Source organism: Kocuria sp. CPCC 205260 (genome assembly GCF_040981045.1).
GTDB classification, from domain to species: Bacteria; Actinomycetota; Actinomycetes; order Actinomycetales; family Micrococcaceae; genus Kocuria; species Kocuria palustris.
The window spans coordinates 47854-70532 of the sequence record NZ_JAVKPT010000001.1 but is presented as its reverse complement, the minus strand read 5'-3'; the positions used below and the strand labels follow the sequence as shown (position 1 = coordinate 70532).

Below are 22679 nucleotides of genomic sequence, written 5' to 3'. Positions count from 1 at the left end.
ATGCGCTCCACAGGCGAGCAGCAGCCCGAACTGACCATCATCAATTCCATCGGAGTCCCTACTACATGACCACCACCACCCCGCAGGTTGCCGTCAACGACATCGGAACCGAGGAGGACTTCCTCGCCGCCGTCGATGCGACCATCAAGTACTTCAACGACGGCGACCTGGTGGAAGGCACCGTCGTCAAGGTCGATCGTGACGAGGTCCTCCTCGACATCGGCTACAAGACCGAGGGCGTCATCCCTTCTCGCGAGCTCTCGATCAAGCACGACATCAACCCCGACTCCGTCGTGGCCGTCGGCGATGAGATCGAGGCCCTGGTCCTCACCAAGGAGGACAAGGAAGGCCGCCTGATCCTCTCCAAGAAGCGCGCCCAGTACGAGCGCGCCTGGGGCGACATCGAGAAGATCAAGGAGGAGGACGGCGTCGTCAACGGCACCGTCATCGAGGTCGTCAAGGGCGGCCTCATCCTCGACATCGGTCTTCGCGGCTTCCTGCCCGCGTCGCTCGTCGAGATGCGTCGCGTCCGCGATCTGGCTCCGTACATCGGCCAGCAGCTCGAGGCCAAGATCATCGAGCTCGACAAGAACCGCAACAACGTCGTGCTCTCGCGTCGTGCGTGGCTCGAGCAGACCCAGTCCGAGGTCCGCTCCGACTTCCTCAACAAGCTCCAGAAGGGCCAGGTCCGCACGGGCCACGTGTCCTCGATCGTCAACTTCGGCGCCTTCGTCGATCTCGGCGGCGTCGATGGCCTGGTGCACGTCTCGGAGCTGTCCTGGAAGCACATCGATCACCCGGGCGAGGTCGTCGAGGTCGGCCAGGAGGTCAAGGTCGAGGTCCTGGACGTCGACATGGACCGCGAGCGCGTCTCGCTGTCGCTGAAGGCCACCCAGGAGGATCCCTGGCAGCTCTTCGCCCGCACCCACGCCCTGGGTCAGGTCGTGCCGGGCAAGGTCACCAAGCTCGTCCCCTTCGGCGCGTTCGTGCGCGTCGAGGACGGCATCGAGGGCCTGGTGCACATCTCCGAGCTGGCTCAGCGCCACGTGGACATGGCCGAGCAGGTCGTCTCCGTCGGCGAGGAGCTGTTCGTCAAGGTCATCGACATCGACCTGGACCGCCGCCGCATCTCGCTGTCGCTCAAGCAGGCCAACGAGGGCGTGGATCCGGACTCGACCGAGTTCGATCCGGCTCAGTACGGCATGGCCGCTGAGTACGACGAGCAGGGCAACTACAAGTACCCCGAGGGCTTCGATCCCGAGACCAACGAGTGGATCGAGGGCTTCGAGGAGCAGCGCGCGGCCTGGGAGCAGCAGTACGCCGAGGCTCAGGGCCGCTGGGAGGCTCACAAGGAGCAGGTGCGTCGTCACCTCAATGAGGATGCCGAGGCCGCCGTCGCCGGCGCCGGTGTCGCCACCTCGTCCTCCTCGTCGTCGAGCTCCTCGTCGTCCGCTTCGTCGGCTCCGTCCTCCTACTCGTCGGATGCTCCGGCGGAGGACGGCGGCACGCTGGCCTCGGACGAGGCTCTCGCCGCTCTGCGCGAGAAGCTCACCGGCAACTGATCACCTGCTGATCAGCGTCGCCGTCGGCTCTGACCTGACGGACATCCACGAAGGCCCTCTTGCGATGCGCAAGGGGGCCTTCGCGCTGCCCGGGGGAGGCGGCAGGGAGCTGGGGACACGCGATTCGGCAGAGCGCTGAGCATCGCGAGGATCCCGATAGTGTGTTCCGGGCGCCAGACGGCCCCACCCGCTCATGCCGCGGACCGGCACGCGCAGCCCATCCTCTCCACACCACCGGGAGACCCCCTCATGCTCACCAGGCTCCACGACCGACTGGGGCTGCGGACCAGCCCGCAGATCTTCTTCTCGACCTCCGGCTTCGTGGTGGTCTTCGCGATCATCATGGTGGTCTTCCCCGACGGCGTCGCCGGTATCTTCGGCTCCCTGGCCGCGTGGATCACTGCGAACCTGGGCTGGTTCTACGTCACGGCGATCACCTGCATGCTGATCTTCGCCTTCTCCCTGGCGATGAGCCGTTACGGTCGGATCAAGCTGGGGGACGACGACGCCGAGCCCGAGTACTCCGGGCTGGCCTGGTTCGGGATGCTCTTCGCCGCCGGCGTGGGCGCTGTGCTCATGTTCTGGGGCGTGGCCGAGCCGGTGACGCACTACGCCGATCCGCCCATGTACGGGGTGGAGCCGCAGTCGGTGCAGGCCGCCTCCGATGCGCTGGGCATCGCGAACTTCCACTTCGGGCTGCACATGTGGGGGATCTTCATCGTTCCGGGACTGGCTTTCGCGTACTTCACGTACAAGCGCAAGCTGCCGCCGCGGGTCTCGTCGTCCTTCCAGCCGCTGCTCGGCGACGGCATCCACGGTCCGATCGGCAAGACCATCGACTCGGTGGCCGTGATCGCCACGATCTTCGGGCTGGCGGTGTCCATCGGTCAGGGCGCCATGCAGATCAACGGCGGCCTGGACGTCATGTACGGGATCCCCATGTCCGGGTGGCTGCAGGCGCTGATCGTCGCCGTGATCACCGCCGCGGCGCTGGTGTCGGTGGTCGCGGGCATGGACAAGGGCGTCAAGCGGCTGTCCTACGCCAACATCTTCCTGGCGATCGCGCTGCTGCTGTACCTGCTGATGTTCGGAGCGACCACCGAGGTCCTGAAGGGCACCGTCGAATCCGCGGGCCGCTACCTGGCCATGCTGCCCACGCTGTCGTTCTTCAACACGGCCTGGGGCGAGAGCGACTGGACCGGCACCTGGACGGTGTTCTACTTCGCGTGGACGGCCACCTGGGCCCCGTTCGTGGGCATGTTCATCGCCAAGATCTCGCGCGGACGCACGATCCGCGAGTTCGTGATCGCCGTGCTGATCATCCCGTCGCTGTTCGTGCTGTGCTGGATCGGCATCATGGGCGTCAACGCGTTCCGGATCCAGCGCGAGAGCGGCAACCTGGTGGAGACGATCGTCGATGAGGGCAACGTCCCGGCCTCGCTGTTCGAGTTCCTGGGCCACTTCCCCCTGCTGGAACTCACGGCTGTGGTGGCGCTCGTGCTGATCACGGTCTTCTTCATCACCTCCCTGGACTCCGGGGCGCTGGTGCTGGATGCCATGGCCTCCGGGCACGAGGACGAGGCGCCGGTGCGCCAGCGCGTGTTCTGGACCCTGGCGGTGGGCGCGATCTGCGTGTCGCTGCTGCTGGGGGCCGGCGAGGACGCGCTGGCGGCGCTGCAGGAGGTCATCAAGGTCATCGGGCTGCCGATCACGGCCATGATGTTCGTGCAGGCGCTGATGGTGATCCAGGCGGTGCGCGAGGACTTCGGCGGTGCCCGTCCCATCCGTACAAGGCAGTGGAAGCAGGTGCTCCCGCTGGAGGAGTACCACCGACGCTCCCAGGACGACGACGTGGACATGAGCGAGTACACGATGCGTCCTGACTTCGAGCCCGGCACCGAGCCGGAGTACGAGACGCACCAGCCCCGCACCTGGCGCACCGAGCGCGGGGCCACGGGTCAGCTGCCTGCCGTGCAGCCTGGTGATCTCCAGCGCTCGGCCCGCGATCAGGACTGAGCCCGGGGCAGCTGGCCACCCCGGGTTCGGTGACCATCGGACCGAGCCCACGGCGAGCGAGTCCTCAGGCCAGGTCGACCCACCCCGTCCCGCCGTCGTCGATCCTTCCCTGACCGGAGGTCACCTCGGACACGACGGCGCGCAGGTGCTCCACGGCGTCGTCCCTGTCCGGAACCCCCGTGTGCAGCACGGCCTCGGAGGCCCCGTAGTCGGTGTCGAGCACGGCGATGCCCGAAGCCCGCAGCTCGTTGTCGACCTTGCCCGCGAAGGCGGGGGAGACGGCGACGCTGAGGTGCCGACGACGCTCCCGCACCAGCGTAGGCGCCGAGTCCAGGGTCTCGGTCACGGCCTGCGAATAGGCGCGCACCAGACCACCGGCGCCCAGGAGGGTGCCGCCGAACCAGCGCACGACGACCGCGCAGACATCGGAGAGCTCTGGCTGCTCCTCGGCGCCGGCGTCGTGGGCTGCCTCTGGCGAAGGGGGGGACCGGTGCTGCGTCAGCGCCTCGAGCATGGGCGCCCCGGCCGTGCCGGAGGGCTCGCCGTCGTCGTTGGAGCGCTGGATCATCCGATCGGCCCCCAGCACGAAGGCGCTGCAGTGATGCCGGGCGTCGTGGTGGCGGCGACGCAGCTCGGCGATCAGCTCGCGCGCCTCGTCCTCGGACTGCACGCGCCGCAGCACGCACAGGAAGCGGGATCGCTTGATCTCGATCTCATGGCTGATCTCGCGGTGATGGGCCAGGACGGTGTAGCGCTGGGGCATGCGAACGATCCTAGAGCCCAGGAGGAGCCCGCCGACGGGCGCTAGCCTGGGCCCATGACGATGATCGGGCTCACGGGAGGCATCGCCTCCGGCAAATCCACGGCGGCCAGACGGCTTCAGGACCACGGCGCGGTGCTGATCGACGCGGATGCTGTCGTGCGGCAGCTGCAGGCTCCCGGGGGTGCCGCGATCGCACCCATGGTGGAGGCCTTCGGGCCGGGGATCCTGGACGACGCCGGCGCCCTGGACCGTCCCGCGCTGGGGCGGCGGATCTTCTCCGATCCGCAGGCGCGCGAGCAGCTCAACGCGATCGTGCACCCCCTGGTGCGGGATCGCTCCCTCGAGCTCGTGAAGCAGGCCAGGGCGCAGAAGGGCCCCGATGCGGTGATCGTGCGGGATATCCCCCTGCTCGTGGAGACCGGGCAGGCGGATCAGATGGACCTGGTCCTGGTGATCGAGGCCCCGCGCGCCCAGCGCATCCGGCGCATGGTCGAGGACCGGGGGATGAGCCCGGAGGATGCCGCCGCGCGCATCGACGCCCAGGCCACCGACGAGCAGCGCCGCGAGGCCGCCGACGACGTCCTGGTCAATGACGGGACCGTGGCCGAGCTCGAGGCCGCAGTGGACGCATGGTGGCAGAGGAGGATTGTGTGACGTGGACGAAGCCCCAGGTCAGCTCGGCGTTTTCCGTTCGGCCTGGGTCAGTGCCGTCGTCGGCCTACTGTGGAAGTGCGCTCGAGGCGGCTAGAGTCCATGCTTCATCGCTGCTGGTGAGCACGCATGGGCGACCTCCGCACTCGTCACCCACCACCTCCGCCGACGCAGCGGCGCATGCGAGTCGGCCCTGGACGCTCTCATGCTCGACAGACTCCACGACGCTGCGCGTCTTCGCACCAATCCGATCATCTTCTTCTCCGCCGTGGCCATCGTGCTCGGCTTCGTCCTGTGCTCGCTGCTGTTCACCGAGACCATGAACGCGGTCTTCGTCACCGGAGCGGGCTGGGTCATGGAGAACCTGGGCTGGTTCTACATCCTCGGTGTCTCCGTCTTCCTCCTCTTCCTGATCTACGTGGGGATCAGCAGGTTCGGCGGACTCCGGCTGGGGACCCAGGACTCCCGTCCGGAGCATTCGACGCTGGCGTGGTTCGCCATGCTCTTCGCGGCAGGCATTGGCACGATCCTCATGTTCTGGGCGGTCGCCGAGCCGATCTCCCACTTCGCTGCACCGCCCTTCCGAGGACTCGAGCCGGAATCCAAGGATGCTGCCCGCAGCGCCATGGCCATCACGCTGTACCACTTCGGTCTGCACACCTGGACGATCTTCGCCCTGCCTGCGCTGTGCTTCGGGTACTTCATGTACAAGCGCAACCTGCCGCCGCGAGTCTCCTCCATGTTCCAGCCCCTGCTCGGGGCCCGGATCCACGGCCCCATCGGCAAGCTGATCGACATCGTCGCGCTGGTGGGGACGCTGACGGGCGTGGCCGTGTCCATCGGCCTGGGCACGCTGCAGATCAACGCCGGACTGGCCAGCCTCTTCGGCATCTCCGAGTCCGCTCTCAGTCAGATCCTCATCATCGCCGCAGTGACCATCGTGGCCTCGGTCTCCGTGGCACTGGGTCTCGACCGCGGCATCAAGGTGCTGTCCAACACGAACATCCTGCTGGCGATCGGCCTGCTGGTCTTCGTCCTGGTCTCGGGCCCGACCGTGATGCTGCTGCGCGGCACCATCGAATGGTTCGGCGTGTACATGCAGGAGCTGCCGGGACTCATGTTCTGGAACGACACCCTCGACGACACCGGCTGGCAGAACGGCTGGACGGTCTTCTACTGGGCCTGGACGATCACCTGGTCGCCGTTCGTGGGCATCTTCATCGCTCAGATCTCCAAGGGGCGCTCCATCCGTCAGTTCATCGGCGGAGTCCTGGGGCTGCCCGTGCTGTTCTCCGTGATCTGGTTCGGGATCTTCGGCACGGCGGTGTTCGACATCGAGTTCAACCAGGGCGGTGGTCTCGTGGAGACGGTCGTGGGGGAGGGAGACATCCCCGGAGCCATCTTCGCCTTCCTGGGCCATTTCCCGCTCACGGAGGCGCTCTCGGTGCTGGCGATCGTGATCGTCACGCTGTTCTTCATCACGTCCATGGACTCGGCAGGACTCGTCATGGACAACATGGCGAGCGGGCATGACGACGCCGCACCGGCGCACCAGCGGGTGTGGTGGGTCGTGGCCATCGGCCTCGTGGCGGCCACGATCCTCGTCGGCGCCGGCAAGTCGGGTCTCAGCGCCCTGGAGAACGTCGCGATCCTCATCGGGCTGCCGTTCTTCGTGCTCGGCTACTTCCAGATGTGGTCGCTGCTGCGCGCCATGCGGGAGGACGCCGGGGAGGTGGCTCCGCTGAAGAGCCGCCGCTGGCGGCGCACGCTGCCCCCGGAGGAGTACGAGCGCCGTGCGCAGACCGGCGCGCTGGATCCGGAGTACGTGATCGCCCCAGATCACTACCACGGCACGGAGCCGGAGCACTCGCCCGAGCTCGAGCACCCGGAGCAGCCTGACGTGGTGCAGGACTACCGCCGCCGCACCGGCGAGCAGGACGTCGTCGACTCGGACGAGACAGCGGCGGCGGGCCGCCGCCGCTGAACGCCGTACCCGCGCCGACCGACCTTCGGGTGCCCCGACATCGCCCTCCACAGCTGCGCTGTCCGCGCAGCTGTGGAGGGCTGCTGTGCTGTCGGTGCCTGGCCGTAGCCTGGACCCATGAGTCTGGCCCAGGAGATCCACCGCGTCGTCGCCCCGTTCGAGGTCATCTCGGAGTTCAAGCCCGCCGGCGACCAGCCCAAGGCCATCGCCGAGCTGACGCGGCGCGTGGAGGACGGGGAGAAGGACATCGTCCTGCTCGGCGCCACCGGCACCGGCAAGTCGGCCACGGCCGCCTGGCTGATCGAGTCGGTGCAGCGGCCCACGCTGCTCATGGTCCAGAACAAGACCCTGGCCGCCCAGCTGGCCAGCGAGCTGCGGGAGCTGCTGCCGAACAACGCGGTCGAGTACTTCGTCTCCTACTACGACTACTACCAGCCGGAGGCCTACGTCCCGCAGACGGACACCTTCATCGAGAAGGACTCCTCGATCAACGAGGAGGTCGAGCGGCTGCGGCACTCGGCCACGAACGCTCTGCTGACCCGTCGGGACGTCGTGGTGGTCTCCACCGTGTCCTGCATCTACGGCCTGGGCACCCCGGAGGAGTACATCCAGCAGATGGTCACCCTGCGGGTGGGGGACCAGCTCGATCGCGACGACCTGCTGCGCCAGTTCGTGAACATGCAGTACGCCCGCAACGACATGGACTTCCACCGCGGGACGTTTCGCGTGCGCGGGGACACGGTGGAGATCATCCCCATGTACGAGGAGCACGCGATCCGCATCGAGTTCTTCGGCGATGAGATCGAGGCCATCTACACCCTGCACCCCGTCACCGGCGAGATCATCCGAGATGAGCAGGAGATGTACGTCTTCCCGGCCTCGCACTACGTCGCCGGAGCCGAGCGCATGTCCCGTGCCATCGGCCAGATCGAGGACGAGCTGCGGGATCGGCTGGAGGAGCTCGAGTCCCAGAACAAGCTCGTCGAGGCCCAGCGGCTGCGCATGCGCACCACGTACGACCTCGAGATGATGGAGCAGATGGGCTACTGCAACGGGATCGAGAACTACTCCCGCCACATCGACGGCCGCGCCCCCGGCTCCGCCCCGCACTGCCTGCTGGACTACTTCCCGGACGACTTCATGCTCATCGTGGACGAGTCCCACGTGACGATCCCGCAGATCGGCGGCATGTACGAAGGCGACATGTCCCGCAAGCGCACGCTCGTGGACCATGGCTTCCGCCTGCCCTCGGCGCTGGACAACCGCCCCCTGACCTGGGACGAGTTCCTGGAGAGGATCGGGCAGACGGTCTACATGTCCGCCACGCCCGGACCGTACGAGCTCGGTCAGGCGGACGGCTACGTCGAGCAGATCATCCGCCCCACCGGCCTGGTCGACCCGGAGATCGTGGTCAAGCCCACCAAGGGCCAGATCGACGACCTCATGGACGAGATCACCGCCCGCACCGAACGCGACGAGCGCGTGCTGGTCACCACGCTTACCAAGCGCATGGCCGAGGACCTCACCGACTACCTGCTCGAGCACGGCGTCAAGGTCCAATACCTCCACTCGGACGTGGACACCCTGCGCCGGGTGGAGCTGCTCTCCGAGCTGCGGCAGGGCGTGTTCGACGTCCTGGTCGGCATCAACCTGCTGCGCGAGGGCCTGGACCTTCCGGAGGTCTCGCTGGTGGCCATCCTGGACGCGGACAAGGAGGGCTTCCTGCGCTCCACCACCTCGCTGATCCAGACCATCGGCCGTGCCGCGCGAAACATCGACGGCCAGGTGCACATGTACGCGGACAAGATCACCGACTCCATGCGCACCGCCATCGATGAGACCAATCGCCGCCGCGACGTCCAGATCGCGTACAACAAGGAGCACGGGATCGACCCCACTCCGCTGCGCAAGCGGATCGGGGACATCACCGAGCAGCTGGCCCGCGAGTCGGAGGACACCCACGAGCTGCTGGCCGCGCGTGCCGGGGCCAGCGGCAAGCTGGCGCCCACCAAGGGCAGGCGGGACGAGCGCACCAAGGAGGCGGATGCCGAGGCCGCCAAGCTGCGCGAGTCGCGCTCGGACGTCCCGGCGGACAGCCTCGAGGACCTGGCCCAGCAGCTCACGGAGCAGATGAACCAGGCGGCCATGGACCTCAAGTTCGAGCTCGCCGCGCGCATCCGCGACGAGCTGCACGACGTCAAGCGGGAGATCCGCCACGTCCGCGAGGCCAGCGGATCCTGAGCACTGCTTGAGCGGCACAGCCGGATCGCAAGAGTTGCCTGTGTAAGATGCAGGTCAGCGTAGGGGAGTATCCGATCGCACTGTGCACGTCAGCACGCGGGGCGCCTAACCCCCGCCGGGTGCAGTGATCGGGCCGCCGTCGTTCAGCGCGCACAGCGCGATGAACTGGTCGGGCCGATGGAGAGACTTGCGTTTCCGCCCCGATCTGCCATCGAGAGGACCTCCCCATGGATGTCTCACCCCTCGTCTGGGGGCTGACCATCGCCGTGATCATCGGCATGCTCGCCTTCGACTACTTCTTCCACGTGCGCAAGGCGCACGAGCCGCACATCAGGGAAGCCGCCATCTGGTCGGCGATCTACGTGGGAGTCGCACTGATCTTCGGCCTGTTCGTACTGATCGAATGGGGCGGGGTCTACGCCACCGAGTACTACGCCGGCTACATCACGGAGAAGGCGCTGTCGGTCGACAACCTCTTCGTCTTCCTGATCATCATGGCCTCCTTCAAGGTGCCGCGCGCTGATCAGCAGAAGGTTCTGCTCTTCGGCATCACCTTCGCCCTGGTGGCCCGCACCGCGTTCATCTTCATCGGCGCCGCGGCCATCAACCAGCTGGCCTGGCTGTTCTACATCTTCGGCGCCTTCCTCGTCTTCACGGCCATCGGACTCATCCGGGGCGAGCTGTCCGGCGAGGACGACGACGAGGCGGACAACTTCATCGTCCGCACCGCCAAGAAGTACATGCACACCACCGACTACTACGACGGCGACAAGCTGTTCACCTACGAGAACGGCAAGCGGGCCATGACCCCCATGCTGCTCGTGATGGTGTGCATCGGCGGCACGGACATCCTGTTCGCCTTCGACTCGATCCCTGCCATCTTCGGCCTCACCCAGGAGACCTACCTGGTCTTCACCGCCGTCGCGTTCTCGCTGATGGGCCTGCGCCAGCTCTACTTCCTGATCGACGGCATGCTCGATCGCCTCATCTACCTCTCCTGGGGCCTGGCGGTCATCCTGGGCTTCATCGGCTACAAGCTGATCGTCCACGCCCTCCACGAGAACGATCTGCCGTTCATCAACGGCGGCGAGGCCGTGCACTTCCCGCCGGAGGTCACCATCGGCCAGTCGCTGTCCGTGATCGTCGGCGTCCTGCTCGTGACCGTCGTGGCCTCCTTGCTCAGCCCCAAGGGCCGCGCCCTGCGCGTGGTCGACGGCCTGCGCCGCGTGTCCAAGGAGTACATCGCCCTGCCGAAGGACGCCTCGGACGAGCAGCGCCAGAAGCTGGCCGCCAAGGGCGCCGCCCTGGTCGAGAAGATGCCGTCCATCAAGGACAAGCACCGCGACGAGCTCATCGACGACCACAGCGCCTACCAGGACCTCGTGGAGCGCGCCCGCGGCGCCCACCAGGAGTACGAGCGGACCGGCGAGGCGCCCAAGCCGGTGACCGTCCCCAAGGACACCGACGCCGTCCCCGGCACGTCGTCAGACAACGGCTCGGATACCGCCGCGAACGGCACCGGCAGCACAGCCGCTGATCAGTGACCGCCTGACCCGATGATCGGCGCCGCTGATCATCGGCCGCAGTGCCTGAGCGAAGACCCCGCCGCCCCTTCTGGGGCGGCGGGGTCTTTCGCCTGTCCGCTCGAGCAGGCTCGTGGATCCGAAGCACCCGGCTCGGCGAGCGCGATGCTCGACGTCCTGGAGCTCGATGCTCGTCAGGCGCGCGGCAGCAGGATCTGGAAGGGCTCGACCCTGCTGACGGGGCTGCACTCAGCCGACGGGGGAGACCAGCAGCACGAGACCGGCCGTGCCGGCGGCCCAGAGCAGCGAGGCGAGGGTGCCGATGATGAACTGCTCGCGCTGGCTCGGCGAGGTGAACTCCCCGTAGCGGGCCAGGCCCTTGATCGCCACGACCACGGCGATGCCGGTCGCGTAGCCGCTGATCACGCACACGCTCACGGCGATGCGCTCGAGCACGCCGATCACGAGGCCTCCGCGCAACGGCGGGGCGTCCTGCTCCTCCTGCTCGGAGGGCTCCGGCTGCGGTGCGCTGAGCACCGGGTCCGCGCGCAGCTGCTCCAGGTGCTCCAGCCGGGCGCGCTCGGCGGTCTCCGTGTCCCGGGCGATCTCCAGCACGAGCCGCACCGCCGGATCGCCCAGCAGAGCACCGGCGACCGTCAGAGCGGGGGCCGACCACCACAGGGGGACTCCCTCGAGCAGCCACCAGAGGAGAGTCACAGCGAGCACGACCCCCGGCAGCCACACGGTCAGCGCCCCGCGCAGGCCTGTGAGCGATCCGGAGGTGAAGCGGGGCTCGGGGGAAGCCGCGGAGGTCATGAGACCAGCTTGGCCTCTGCGTCCATGCCGCGCTCATGGGCCCGGCCCAGCAGATCCACGAGGACGGTGCGCGCCTCGGACTCCTCGTACCAGAGGGCGGTGCGCAGTCGTCGGGAGACGGAGGACTGATCGATGCCCAGCACCTGAGAGATCTGCTCCTGCGTCATGCCCTGATCCGCGTACCGGGACGCCTCACGGGCGGCGTCCGTGCGGCGCTGGCGCATGACCGACAGCAGCGCCAGCAGGGCGTCGGCGTCGCGAGCCGCACGAGCACCGGGGCGCAGCGCGCGCACCGCGGTGCGGCTGGTCAGCTTCTTGGCGGCTTCGACGGCGTCGCGGGCCAGGACCAGGCACGGCCCGGTCGCCTCGGCCACCGTCTCCGGCAGCGGCGTCTCCACCGGCCCCAGGCCGATCCCCACGTGCCAGCGGCCGGTCTCGGCCAGCTCCAGGGCGGCGGTCACCACTGTCTGCGGATCCTCGAACAGGGCCTGCAGCTCGTCGCCGGCGGAGATGCTCCAGGGGAGCACCGCCTCCGGATGCCGCTGGTTGAGCCGATCGCGCGCGCCCGCCATGTCCAGCTCGGCCCCCTCCGAGCGCGAGCGGCGACGATCGACCGTCAGTGCGTACATGATGTCCCCCTATGCGGATCTGAACGCATCATAGACCACTATGGTGCTGCAAGCGCATTATCTGCCGGTCTCGGTGATGGGGCCCACGTTGTCGACGCGCACCACGGGGAATCCGTCCTCGTCCGAGGCCGCCAGGTCGATCCTGGCGTTGATCCCGAAGTCGTGGTGGCCGTCGGGGTCGTCGAAGACCTGCTGGACGCTCCAGAAGCCGTCCAGGCCGTCGGGCCTCTCGTCGATGCGGATTAGTGCGGGACCGCGGGACTGGGCATCGGTGTAGATGTCCTGGTACTCGCCGAAGTAGGCGTCCATGGCCTCCGCCCAGCGCTCCCGGTCCCAGCCGGACTCGCCGTCGAGGGCGCCCAGGACCTTCTCCTTCTCGTCGGCGAACAGCTCCACGCGCTGGAACAGCGCATTGCGCACCATGACCCGGAAGGCCCGAGGATTGCGGGTGATCGCGGGGGCCTGCTCCTCGAGCAGCTCCTCGACCGAGTCCTGCGGGGTGCCGGCGGGGGAGCCGCCCTCGGTGAGCTTCTCCCACTCGTCGAGCAGGGAGTTGTCCGTCTGGCGGATGGTCTCGCCGAGCCACTCGACGAGGTCGTCGAACGGCTCGGTGCGCAGGTCCTGGGGCACGGTCTGGCGCAGCGCGCGGTAGGCGTCTGAGAGGTAGCGCAGCAGGATGCCCTCGGAGCGGGCCAGCCCGTAGTGCTGGACGTAGTCCCCGAAGGTCATGGCGCGCTCGAACATGTCGCGGACGACCGACTTGGGCGTCAGCTCGTGCTGGGCGACCCAGGGGGCGGAGGTGCGGTAGGTCTCGAACGCGTCCTCGAGCATCTCTCGCAGCGGCATGGGCCAGGTGATCTCGTCGAGCTCGCGCATCCGCTCGTTGTACTCGAGGCCCTCGGCCTTCATGGTGGCCAGGGCCTCGGTCTTGGCCTTCTTCTCCTGCATGATCAGCACCTGGCGCGGACGGTCCAGGGTGGCCTCGATGACGGAGACGATGTCCAGCGTGTACTCCGGCGCCTCCGGATCCAGCAGGGTGAGCGCGGCCAGGGCGAACGGCGAGAGCGGGCTGTTGAGGGCGAAGTTCTCCTGCAGGTCGATGGTGAGACGGTAGCGGCTGCCGTGCTCATCCGGCTCGGGCAGCTTCTCGACGACCTCGGTGGCCAGCAGCTCGCGCAGGATCGACAGGGCGTCGCGGACCATCTGGCGGCGCTCCGGTGCCGGGGCGTCCGTGTGGGCGATCAGATGGGCGGTCGCCCGGACGGGGTCTCCAGGGCGCTGCAGCAGGTTCAGCAGCATGGCGTGCGTGATGTGGAACGACGCCCGCAGCGGCTCGGGCTGGGCCTCGATGAGGGTCTCGAAGGTCTTGCGCGACCACGCCACGAAGCCCTGCGGGGGCTTCTTGCGCGGGATCTGACGCAGCTTCTTCTCGTCGTCCCCATGCTTGCGTCGCGCCTTCTCCAGCGCCCTCTTGTTCTCGATGTCGTGCTCGGGAGCCTGCACCACGACGGTGCCCTGGGTGTCGAATCCCGCACGCCCTGCGCGGCCTGCGATCTGGTGGAACTCGCGCGCATTGAGCCTCCGGGTGCGGTTGCCGTCGAACTTGGACAGCGCGGTGATCAGCACGGTGCGGATGGGGACGTTGATGCCCACCCCCAGGGTGTCGGTGCCGCAGATGACCTTGAGCAGACCGCGCTGGGCCAGCTGCTCCACGAGCCGCCGGTACTTGGGCAGCATCCCCGCGTGATGGACGCCGATCCCGTGGCGCACGAGCCGGTTCAGGGTCTTGCCGAAGCCGGCCGCGAAGCGGAAGCCTGCGATCATCTCGGCGACCTGCTCCTTCTCCTCCTTGGACAGCACGTTGACGCTCATCAGCGCCTGTGCCTGGTCCATGACCTGCAGCTGGGAGAAGTGGACCACGTAGACGGGCGCCTGGTGCGTGCTCACCAGCTCGTCGATCTGCTCGTGGACCGGGACCTCCGAGTAGTAGTAGCTCAGCGGGACCGGGCGCTCGGCATCGTCGACGACGGCGGTGTCCCGACCGGTGAGCTCACGCATCCGGTCATCGAACCGGGTGACGTCGCCCAGGGTGGCGGACATCAGCAGGAACTGGGCCTGCGGCAGCTCGATCAGCGGCACCTGCCAGGCCCAGCCGCGCTGCGGGTCGGCGTAGAAGTGGAACTCGTCCATGACGACGGGCCCGAGGTCGGCGTCCGTGCCCTCGCGCAGCGCGATGTTGGCCAGGATCTCCGCCGTGCAGCACACGATCGGCGCGTCCGCGTTGACCGCGGAGTCGCCGGTGACCATGCCGACGTTCTCCGCCCCGAAGGCCTGGCACAGCGCGAAGAACTTCTCCGACACGAGCGCCTTGAGCGGGGCGGTGTAATACGAGCGCTGTCCCCGGGCCATGGCCGCGAAGTGCGCGCCCATGGCCACGAGCGACTTCCCGGATCCGGTGGGCGTGGCCAGGATGACGTTGGCGCCGCCTGCGAACTCGAGCACGGCCTCGTCCTGATGCGGGTAGAGCTCGATCCCGGCCTCGGCGGCCCAGCCGTGGAACCCCTCGTAGATCTCGTCCGAGCTCAGAGGGTTGCGCGCGAAGTCACCGCGCAGATATCGGGAGCCGGCGGCGGCGAGGGCGGGGGAGAGGGCGCTCAGCAGTGTCATCGTGGGCCAAGCCTAGCCAGGCCCGACGACAGCGCAGCACCGCCGCAGCCCGGTGCCCGCCGGCGCAGCACTCAGGCCTGCTGCGGCCGGTCCATCGCGTGGATGGTCCCCAGCTGCGCCCATTCGTTGCGCCCCAGACGGCTCATGGGGTCGAGCAGACGCGCATCCGGCAGCGTCCGGCCGCGGTCGTCAGTGCGCAGGACCGACTCGTCCACGCTCACGTGCAGGACGCGTCCCAGGACCACGAAGCTGTCCCCGACCGGGATGACCTGCTCGCACCGGCACTCCAGGACGGCGGGGGAGTCGGCGACCGCCGGGGCCGAGACGAGCTGGGAGGGCAGAGCGGGGATGCGTGCGGCGTCGAACTCGCTGATCTCGGGCGCGTAGGGCGCTGAGGTCTGGTTCGCGGCCTCGCGCTGGGCGGCGCTGATGAGCGAGATCGTGAACTCGCCGGTCTGCTCGATCGCCCGCAGGGTGTCCTTGCGCCCGCTCGAGGTGAACAGCACGATCGGCGGATCCTCGGAGGCCATCGTGAAGAACGAGTGCGGAGCGAGGTTGTCCGTGCCGTCGGCGTCGCGGGTGCCGACCCAGGCGATCGGCCGCGGGATCAACAGGGACTTGACCAGCAGCGTCGTCTCGCGAGCGCCGAGCTCATCCGGGTCGAAGGACCTGCGCTGGATCTCCATCTCAGCGGGCGGAGGCTGTGGACGGGCTGCGGCTCACCAGCCGCGCTCGCGCCACTCGTCCAGCGACGGGCGCTCCTGGCCCAGCGTGGTGGATTCGCCGTGGCCGGGGTGGATCACGGTGTCGTCGTCGAACCGGTCGAAGATCCGCTCGACGACTGACGTGTAGGCCTGCTGGAAGGCCTCCGGCGAGTTCGTCTTGCCGACGCCGCCCGGGAAGAGGGCGTCACCGGTGAAGATGCGCACCGGGCCCTGGGGGTCGCGGTAGACCAGGCCGATGGAGCCGGGGGTGTGACCCGGCAGGCCGATGACCTCCAGGTCGAAGCCCTCGAACTCCGCGACGTCTCCGTCATCGAGCGTCAGGTCCATCTCGACGGCGATGTCGTCCTCGTCGTCGGTGCCGCAGGCCGTGACGGCCTCGGAGCGGGACTTGACCTCCTCGAGCGCCCCGATGTGATCGTGGTGGGAGTGCGTGGTGATGATCATCTGCAGGCTGCCCGACAGCGAGCAGTCCGTGGAGCCGGCGCCCACGAGCCCGGCGATGGCGCGAGCATCGGCCGCAGCATCGATCAGCACCTGGGAGCCGTGCTCCTTGGAGGTGAGCAGGTACACGTTGTTCTGCATCTCGCCGACCACGATGCGGCGGACGGTGATCTCCGCCAGCTCGATGGCGGCGGTCTCGGTGACGTTCATGGCGCCCACTGTAGAGATTCTTCCGGCCCGCGGCACCCCGGCGTGGCACGTGACAGCACTGATGTGAGGCCACTCTCACCCCTCGGCTGCGGAGACGTGCCACGGGTCCGACCCCGATACCCTGGCCGCGGGCGCTGCCGCGCTCGAGACCGACCAGGCCGTCCGCCGACCCCCAGGAGCCCGCCGTGCCTCAGATCCTCCCGCCCGCCGACGAGGTCTGGGAGACGCGTCGTCCGCCGCGGCTGATCGTCCTGAGCCTCGCCTCGCTGCTCAGCTTCCTGGCCATGATCTACGTGCAGAGCCACGACGCCGAGATCGTCGAGGCCTCCTCCCTGCCCGAGGTCCAGGGGACCGAGCCGGGCCCCTCGCTGACCACAGCCCTGGGCCTGACGATCCTCTACGTCGTGCCGCTGCTGATCTGGCTGTGGGGCCAGCACTGGCTGCTGCACGTCATGGCGGTGCTGTGCTTCCTGGGTCTGGTGGTCTTCGCGCTGTCGGCGGCCACGGGCCTGCTGTGGAGCTTCGGGGTCGCGCTGCCGGCGATCATCGGGATCTTCGTGAACGTGGGCTGGCTGCTGGTGGCCTACCGGCGCGGCCTGCACTGAGTCGCCTGGTGGGGCCTTCGCGGTGGGCTGATCCGTGCCTGCGGTGTCGGCTCCTGCCGATACCATTCCGGACGTGTCCGAACGAACTCTCACCCCCAGCCAGCACGCTCCTGAGAGCCCCCGCAGCACCGCGCCCGGAGCCGACCTGAAGGAGATCGTGATCCGCGGCGCCCGCGAGCACAATCTCAAGGACGTCGACCTCACCATCCCCCGCAACTCCATGGTCGTGTTCACCGGCCTGTCCGGGTCCGGGAAGTCGTCCCTGGCGTTCGACACCATCTTCGCGGAAGGCCAGCGCCGCTATGTCGAGTCGCTGTCCTCCTACGCCCGCATGTTCTTGGGGCGGGTGGACAAGCCGGACGTCGACTTCATCGAGGGCCTGTCTCCGGCGGTGTCGATCGACCAGAAGTCGACTTCGCGCAATCCCCGCTCCACGGTCGGCACGATCACCGAGATCTACGACTACATGCGACTGCTCTGGGCGCGCGTGGGCCACCCCCACTGCCCGCAGTGCGGAGAGCCGATCACGCGACAGACCCCGCAGCAGATCGTGGACCGCGTCATGCAGCTGCCGGAGCGCACCCGCTTCCAGGTGCTGGCCCCCGTCGTCCGCCGTCGCAAGGGCGAGTTCGAGGACCTGCTGTCCTCCCTGACCACGTCCGGCTACTCGCGCGCCGTGATCGACGGCGAGCAGATCTCGCTGGACGATCCGCCCAAGCTCAAGAAGCAGATCAAGCACGACATCGAGGTCGTCGTCGACCGCCTGGTCATCAAGGAGGGCGCCGAGCGCCGCCTCACCGACTCCGTCGAGACCGCGCTGGGGCTGGCCGACGGCCGCGTCGTCATCGAGATCGTCACCCGCGGGGGGGAGGAGCTGCCGGAGGGCGTGGAGCGTCGGCACACGTTCTCGGAGCACCTGGCCTGCCCCAATGACCACCCCATCGGGGCCGCGGAGATCGAGCCCCGGTCGTTCTCGTTCAACGCTCCGTTCGGCGCGTGCCCGGAGTGCGACGGCATCGGCTCGCGCCTGGAGGCGGACGAGACCCTGGTCGTGCCGGACGAGGACCTCACGCTGGTCGAGGGCGCCATCCAGCCGTGGTCGCAGGGCAAGGCCCACAGCGACTACTGGAACCGCCTCATGGCGGGACTGGGCGAGGAGATGGGCTTCGATCTCGTCACTCCGTGGAAGGACCTGCCCAAGGCGGTGCGCAAGGCGCTGCTCGAGGGCAAGGACTTCAAGGTCACCGTCTCCTACAAGAACCGCTGGGGCCGCGAGCGCCGCTACACCCAGGGCTTCGAGGGCGTCTACGGCTACATCCGCCGCAAGCGGGAGGAGACCGAGTCGGACTCGGCCAAGGAGCGCTACGAGCAGTACATGCGCGTGGTGCCCTGCCCGGCCTGCGACGGCAAGCGGCTGAACCCCACCATGCTCAGCGTGACCGTGGGCGGGCTGTCCATCGCCGATGCCACGCGCCTGCCCATGCGCGAGGCCCTCGAGTTCTTCCAGTCGCTGGATCTCTCCACCCGGGAGGCGCAGATCGGCGACCAGGTGCTCAAGGAGATCCACGCCAGGCTGAACTTCCTGCTGGACGTCGGACTGGACTACCTGGACCTCGAGCGCCCGGCCGCCACGCTCTCGGGCGGCGAGGCCCAGCGCATCCGCCTGGCCACGCAGATCGGCGCTGGGCTGGTCGGCGTGCTCTACGTCCTGGACGAGCCGTCCATCGGCCTGCACCAGCGCGACAACAGGCGCCTGATCCAGACCCTGATCAAGCTGCGGGACATGGGCAACACGCTGATCGTCGTCGAGCACGACGAGGACACCATCCGGGAGGCCGACTGGATCGTCGACGTCGGCCCGGGCGCCGGCGAGCGCGGCGGCAGGATCGTGCACACCGGCGGCTACGACGAGCTGCTCGAGAACCGCGAGTCGATCACCGCCGACTACCTGGCCGGTCGCCGGGAGATCGCGGTGCCCGCTCAGCGCCGGCCGATCGACCGGAAGCGCATGCTCAAGGTCATCGACGCCAAGGAGAACAACCTGCGCGGGGTGGACGTCGAGTTCCCGCTGGGCGTGCTGACCGCGGTGACGGGCGTGTCCGGATCGGGCAAGTCCTCCCTGGTCAACGACATCCTCTACACCCGCCTGGCCAACGAGCTCAACGGCGCCAAGCAGGTTCCCGGACGGCACAAGCGCATCGAGGGCATGGACCAGCTCAAGAAGATCGTGCACGTGGACCAGTCGCCGATAGGACGGACCCCGCGCTCCAACCCGGCCACCTACTCCGGCGTGTTCGACCGGATCCGCAAGCTGTTCGCGGACACCCAGGAGGCCAAGATCCGCGGCTATCAGCCGGGCAGGTTCTCGTTCAACATCAAGGGCGGGCGCTGCGAGGCCTGCGCCGGCGACGGCACCCTGAAGATCGAGATGAACTTCCTGCCGGACGTCTACGTCCCGTGCGAGGTCTGCAAGGGCGCGCGCTTCAACCGCGAGACCCTCGAGGTCCAGTACAAGGGCAAGAACATCGCCGAGGTCCTGGACATGCCGATCGAGGAGGCCGCCGAGTTCTTCTCCGCCTACACGGCGATCGCCCGGCACCTGAACACCCTCGTGGATGTGGGGCTTGGCTACGTCCGACTGGGCCAGCCGGCCACCACGCTCTCCGGCGGGGAGGCCCAGCGCGTCAAGCTCGCCGCGGAGCTGCAGCGCCAGTCCCGGGGTCAGACCATCTACGTGCTGGACGAGCCCACCACCGGACTGCACTTCGAGGACATCTCCAAGCTGCTGCAGGTCCTGCACGCCCTGGTCGACAAGGGCAACACCGTCATGGTGATCGAGCACAACCTCGACGTCATCAAGACCGCGGACTGGGTCGTGGACATGGGCCCCACGGGCGGGTCGGGCGGCGGCACGGTCGTGGCCCAGGGCACCCCGGAGGACGTCGCCGCGTCGCCGGACAGCTTCACGGGCGAGTTCCTGCGGGAGATCCTGGACGGCGCCGTCATCGAGGGCCAGGCCGAGGCCGTCGGGGCGGGGGGCGCACGATGAGCGCGCTGGACAGGCTGCGTGCGGTCCCCGCGCAGATCGGGCTCTACCGCACCACGCAGCGTGCCGTGGCCGCCGCCTTCATGGTCCTGTGCCGCGCGCAGATCCGCGGCAAGGAGAACTTCCCGGCCGAGGGGCCGGTGATCGTGGCCTCGAACCACCGCGCGCTGATCGACAGCATCATCCTCTCCGCGATCTTCCCGCGACGGGTCTCCTTCATCGCCAAGGCCTCGCCGCTGAACACGCCGGGGATCCGCGGCTGGGCCATGCGCCAGGTCTACGAGCTGCTGGGCATCATCCCGGTGGACCGCTCGTCGCGTCGCGATGCGGCGGCCGCCATGGATCCGGCGATCGAGCTGCTCGAGGCCGGGGGAGTCTTCGGCGTCTTCCCGGAGGGCACCCGCTCCCGCGACGGACGCCTCTACCGCGGCCGCACCGGTGTGGCGCACGCCGCACTGAGCACGGGGGCTCCGATCCTCCCCGTCGCCCTGGAGGGCACGCAGGACGTCCAGCCGCTGGGGACCACGTGGCCGCGCCCGCGCCGGTTCACCGTGAGCGTGGGCGAGCTGATCGAGGTCCCGCGCGCCGAGGGCCGCCAGACCGGCAGGCAGCGCCGTGAGCTGACCGACCGGGTCATGGAGGCGATCGGGCAGCTGTCGGGCCAGGAGCGTGCGGAGACCTTCAACACCTCCACGACCTTGGAGGGGGATGCCCGGCGTGGCTGATCCGGCCTCCTACCGCCCCCAGCGATCCGAGATACCGCAGGACCCCGGCGTCTACCGCTTCCGCGACGAGACCGGGCGCGTCATCTACGTCGGCAAGGCCAAGAACCTGCGCAACCGGCTGTGGTCCTACTTCGCCCCGCCGTCCACGCTGGCCCCCAAGACCCGAGCCATGGTCACCACGGCCGCCGGCGTGGAGTGGGTCGTGGTCGGCTCGGAGATGGAGTCCCTGCAGCTCGAGTACACCTGGATCAAGCAGTTCCGCCCGCGCTTCAACATCGCCTACCGGGACGACAAGTCCTACCCCTACCTGGCCATCACGCTGGGGGAGGAGGTGCCCCGGGCCATGGTGACCCGAGGCGCCAAGCAGAAGGGCACCCGCTACTTCGGCCCCTACTCCCAGGCCTGGGCCATCCGCGAGACCCTCGACGCCTTGCTGCGCGTCTTCCCGGTGCGCTCCTGCTCCAAGGGCGTCTACCGCCGCGCCGAGCGCTCGGGGCGGCCCTGCCTGCTGGGCTACATCGGCAAGTGCTCGGCACCCTGCGTGGGGCAGATCTCGGTCGAGGACCACCGTGACCTGGTCGATGACCTCTGCCGGTTCATGGCCGGGCACGCCGAGCCGTTCATCCGCGAGCAGGAGCGGCTCATGAAGCAGGCGGCGGCGCAGATGGACTTCGAGACCGCGGCGGCCCGCCGCGACGACGTCGAGGCCCTGCGCAAGGCCTTCGAGCGCAATGCCGTCGTGCTCTCCGACGCCGTCGACGCCGACTTCTTCGCCCTGGCCGACGACGAGCTCGAGGCCGCCGTCCAGGTCTTCCACGTGCGCGGCGGACGCATCCGGGGCCAGCGCGGCTGGGTGACCGAGAAGGTGGAGGAGACCGATGCCGGGCACCTGCTGCAGGTGCTGCTGCAGCAGGTCTACGGCGAGACCGAGTCCGCCGCCGTCGAGCAGCGCGAGGTCCAGCGCGCCCGCGAGGCCGCGGAGGGCAGCCACCACCGTCCGCGCAGCGCCGAGATGGACTACCGAGAGGACGCCGTCCCGCGCACCGTGCTGGTCTCCCAGGAGCCCGAGGACCGCGAGCAGATGGAGCAGTGGCTCACCGAGCTGCGCGGCTCCCGGGTCTCCGTGTCCACGCCGCAGCGCGGCGAGAAGGCCCAGCTCATGCAGACGGTTCAGGAGAACGCGCGGCAGGCCCTCGCCCTGCACAAGTCGCGGCGCGCCGGGGACATCACCACCCGCTCCGCCTCCCTGCAGCAGCTGCAGGAGGCCCTGGATCTGCCCGATGCCCCCATGCGCATCGAGTGCTATGACATCTCCCACGTGCAGGGGAGCAACGTCGTGGCCTCCATGGTCGTCTTCGAGGACGGACTGCCCCGGAAGGCCGAGTACCGGAAGTTCTCCATCACGGGAGAGGCAGCCCGCGATGACACCGCCTCCATGTACGACGTCATCCACCGGCGCTTCCGCCGCCACCTCGAGCAGCAGCAGGAGCAGCAGGCCCCGCGCACCGGAGAGCTCGACCAGGAGGACCTGGCCGATGACCCCGCCCAGCGCAGGCGCTTCGCCTACCCGCCGAACCTCGTGATCGTCGACGGCGGCCCGCCCCAGGTCGCCGCGGCCGCCCGAGCCCTGGAGGATCTGGGCATCGACGATGTCGCCGTCGTCGGGCTGGCCAAGAGGCTCGAGGAGGTCTGGGTCCCGGACGACGAGTTCCCCGTGATCCTGCCGCGCGCCTCCGAGGCCCTGTACCTGGTCCAGCGCTTGCGCGACGAGGCCCACCGCTTCGCCATCACGTTCCACCGCGCCAAGCGCGGCAAGGCCATGACGGCCTCCGTGCTGGACGACCTCCCGGGCGTGGGTCCCGCCAAGCAGAAGGCCCTGCTCAAGCACTTCGGCTCCGTCAAGAAGATCAAGGAGGCCCGCGTCGAGCAGCTCGAGGAGGTCCCCGGCTTCGGCAGCGCCCTGGCGCTGAAGGTCTTCGCTGGGCTGCACGCCGAGCAGGACGGCTCCGAGGAGCCGCTGCCGGCCGTCGACATGGACACCGGCGAGATCCTCGACTGAGACCCCCGCGCGTCGG

16 protein-coding genes are annotated in these 22679 nt (G+C 68.7%); 10 read left to right on the top strand and 6 right to left on the bottom strand.

Annotated features, from left to right (window positions below; all coding sequences use genetic code 11):
* Nucleotides 1-65 precede the first annotated feature (65 nt).
* Nucleotides 66-1562: a 30S ribosomal protein S1 gene (rpsA, locus tag RF645_RS00300; protein ID WP_006213207.1), complete on the top strand. Its 1497-nt coding sequence runs from the start codon at nt 66-68 to the stop codon at nt 1560-1562.
* Nucleotides 1563-1811: 249 nt separating this feature from the next.
* A complete protein-coding gene (locus tag RF645_RS00295) occupies nt 1812-3578 on the top strand; it encodes a BCCT family transporter (RefSeq protein WP_006213206.1) in 1767 nt (588 codons plus the stop codon).
* A 64-nt stretch (nt 3579-3642) separates the two neighbouring features.
* Here RF645_RS00295 and RF645_RS00290 read toward each other — a convergent pair whose 3' ends face one another.
* On the bottom strand, nt 3643-4341 hold the full coding sequence (locus tag RF645_RS00290) for a YigZ family protein (RefSeq protein WP_006213205.1): 699 nt from the start codon (nt 4339-4341) through the stop codon (nt 3643-3645).
* A gap of 54 nt (nt 4342-4395) precedes the next feature.
* Between RF645_RS00290 and coaE the strand changes: the two genes are divergently transcribed.
* The 4 genes from coaE (at nt 4396) to RF645_RS00270 (ending at nt 10761) form a co-directional block, all read left to right on the top strand.
* Complete coding sequence (gene coaE / locus RF645_RS00285; RefSeq protein WP_006213204.1) at nt 4396-4995, top strand: dephospho-CoA kinase; 600 nt, start codon at nt 4396-4398, stop codon at nt 4993-4995.
* Between the two features lie 202 nt (nt 4996-5197).
* Complete coding sequence (locus tag RF645_RS00280) at nt 5198-6976, top strand: BCCT family transporter (RefSeq protein WP_006213203.1); 1779 nt, start codon at nt 5198-5200, stop codon at nt 6974-6976.
* A 117-nt stretch (nt 6977-7093) separates the two neighbouring features.
* Entirely contained in the window at nt 7094-9217 is a 2124-nt protein-coding gene (gene uvrB / locus RF645_RS00275; protein ID WP_006213202.1) for an excinuclease ABC subunit UvrB, read from the top strand.
* Between the two features lie 227 nt (nt 9218-9444).
* The gene (locus tag RF645_RS00270; RefSeq protein WP_285729821.1) at nt 9445-10761 is read left to right on the top strand and encodes a TerC family protein; all 1317 of its coding nucleotides are present in this window, start codon (nt 9445-9447) and stop codon (nt 10759-10761) included.
* A 228-nt stretch (nt 10762-10989) separates the two neighbouring features.
* Here RF645_RS00270 and RF645_RS00265 read toward each other — a convergent pair whose 3' ends face one another.
* The 5 genes from RF645_RS00265 to RF645_RS00245 form a co-directional block, all read right to left on the bottom strand.
* Nucleotides 10990-11556 carry a hypothetical protein gene (locus RF645_RS00265; protein WP_006213200.1) on the bottom strand — a complete coding sequence of 189 codons (567 nt, stop codon included), beginning with the start codon at nt 11554-11556 and terminating at the stop codon, nt 10990-10992.
* On the bottom strand, nt 11553-12185 hold the full coding sequence (locus tag RF645_RS00260) for a hypothetical protein (protein WP_006213199.1): 633 nt from the start codon (nt 12183-12185) through the stop codon (nt 11553-11555). Before RF645_RS00260 ends, RF645_RS00265 begins: the two co-directional genes overlap by 4 nt.
* A gap of 57 nt (nt 12186-12242) precedes the next feature.
* Nucleotides 12243-14852, bottom strand: coding sequence for an RNA helicase (locus RF645_RS00255; RefSeq protein ID WP_006213198.1), 2610 nt, complete (start codon nt 14850-14852; stop codon nt 12243-12245).
* A gap of 71 nt (nt 14853-14923) precedes the next feature.
* Nucleotides 14924-15538 carry a flavin reductase family protein gene (locus tag RF645_RS00250; protein WP_006213197.1) on the bottom strand — a complete coding sequence of 205 codons (615 nt, stop codon included), beginning with the start codon at nt 15536-15538 and terminating at the stop codon, nt 14924-14926.
* 33 nt (nt 15539-15571) lie between these two features.
* On the bottom strand, nt 15572-16228 hold the full coding sequence (locus tag RF645_RS00245) for an MBL fold metallo-hydrolase (protein ID WP_040560244.1): 657 nt from the start codon (nt 16226-16228) through the stop codon (nt 15572-15574).
* Between the two features lie 185 nt (nt 16229-16413).
* On the opposite strand from RF645_RS00245, the gene RF645_RS00240 reads away from it, so the two are divergent.
* From RF645_RS00240 to uvrC, 4 genes are all read left to right on the top strand, one after another.
* Entirely contained in the window at nt 16414-16833 is a 420-nt protein-coding gene (locus RF645_RS00240; RefSeq protein ID WP_368818363.1) for a hypothetical protein, read from the top strand.
* A 145-nt stretch (nt 16834-16978) separates the two neighbouring features.
* Nucleotides 16979-19882 carry an excinuclease ABC subunit UvrA gene (uvrA, locus tag RF645_RS00235; RefSeq protein WP_368818664.1) on the top strand — a complete coding sequence of 968 codons (2904 nt, stop codon included), beginning with the start codon at nt 16979-16981 and terminating at the stop codon, nt 19880-19882.
* A complete protein-coding gene (locus RF645_RS00230; protein WP_082676867.1) occupies nt 19879-20604 on the top strand; it encodes a 1-acyl-sn-glycerol-3-phosphate acyltransferase in 726 nt (241 codons plus the stop codon). The genes uvrA and RF645_RS00230 overlap by 4 nt, the downstream gene beginning before the upstream one ends.
* A complete protein-coding gene (gene uvrC / locus RF645_RS00225) occupies nt 20597-22663 on the top strand; it encodes an excinuclease ABC subunit UvrC (RefSeq protein WP_058871105.1) in 2067 nt (688 codons plus the stop codon). Before RF645_RS00230 ends, uvrC begins: the two co-directional genes overlap by 8 nt.
* Nucleotides 22664-22679: the final 16 nt, after the last annotated feature.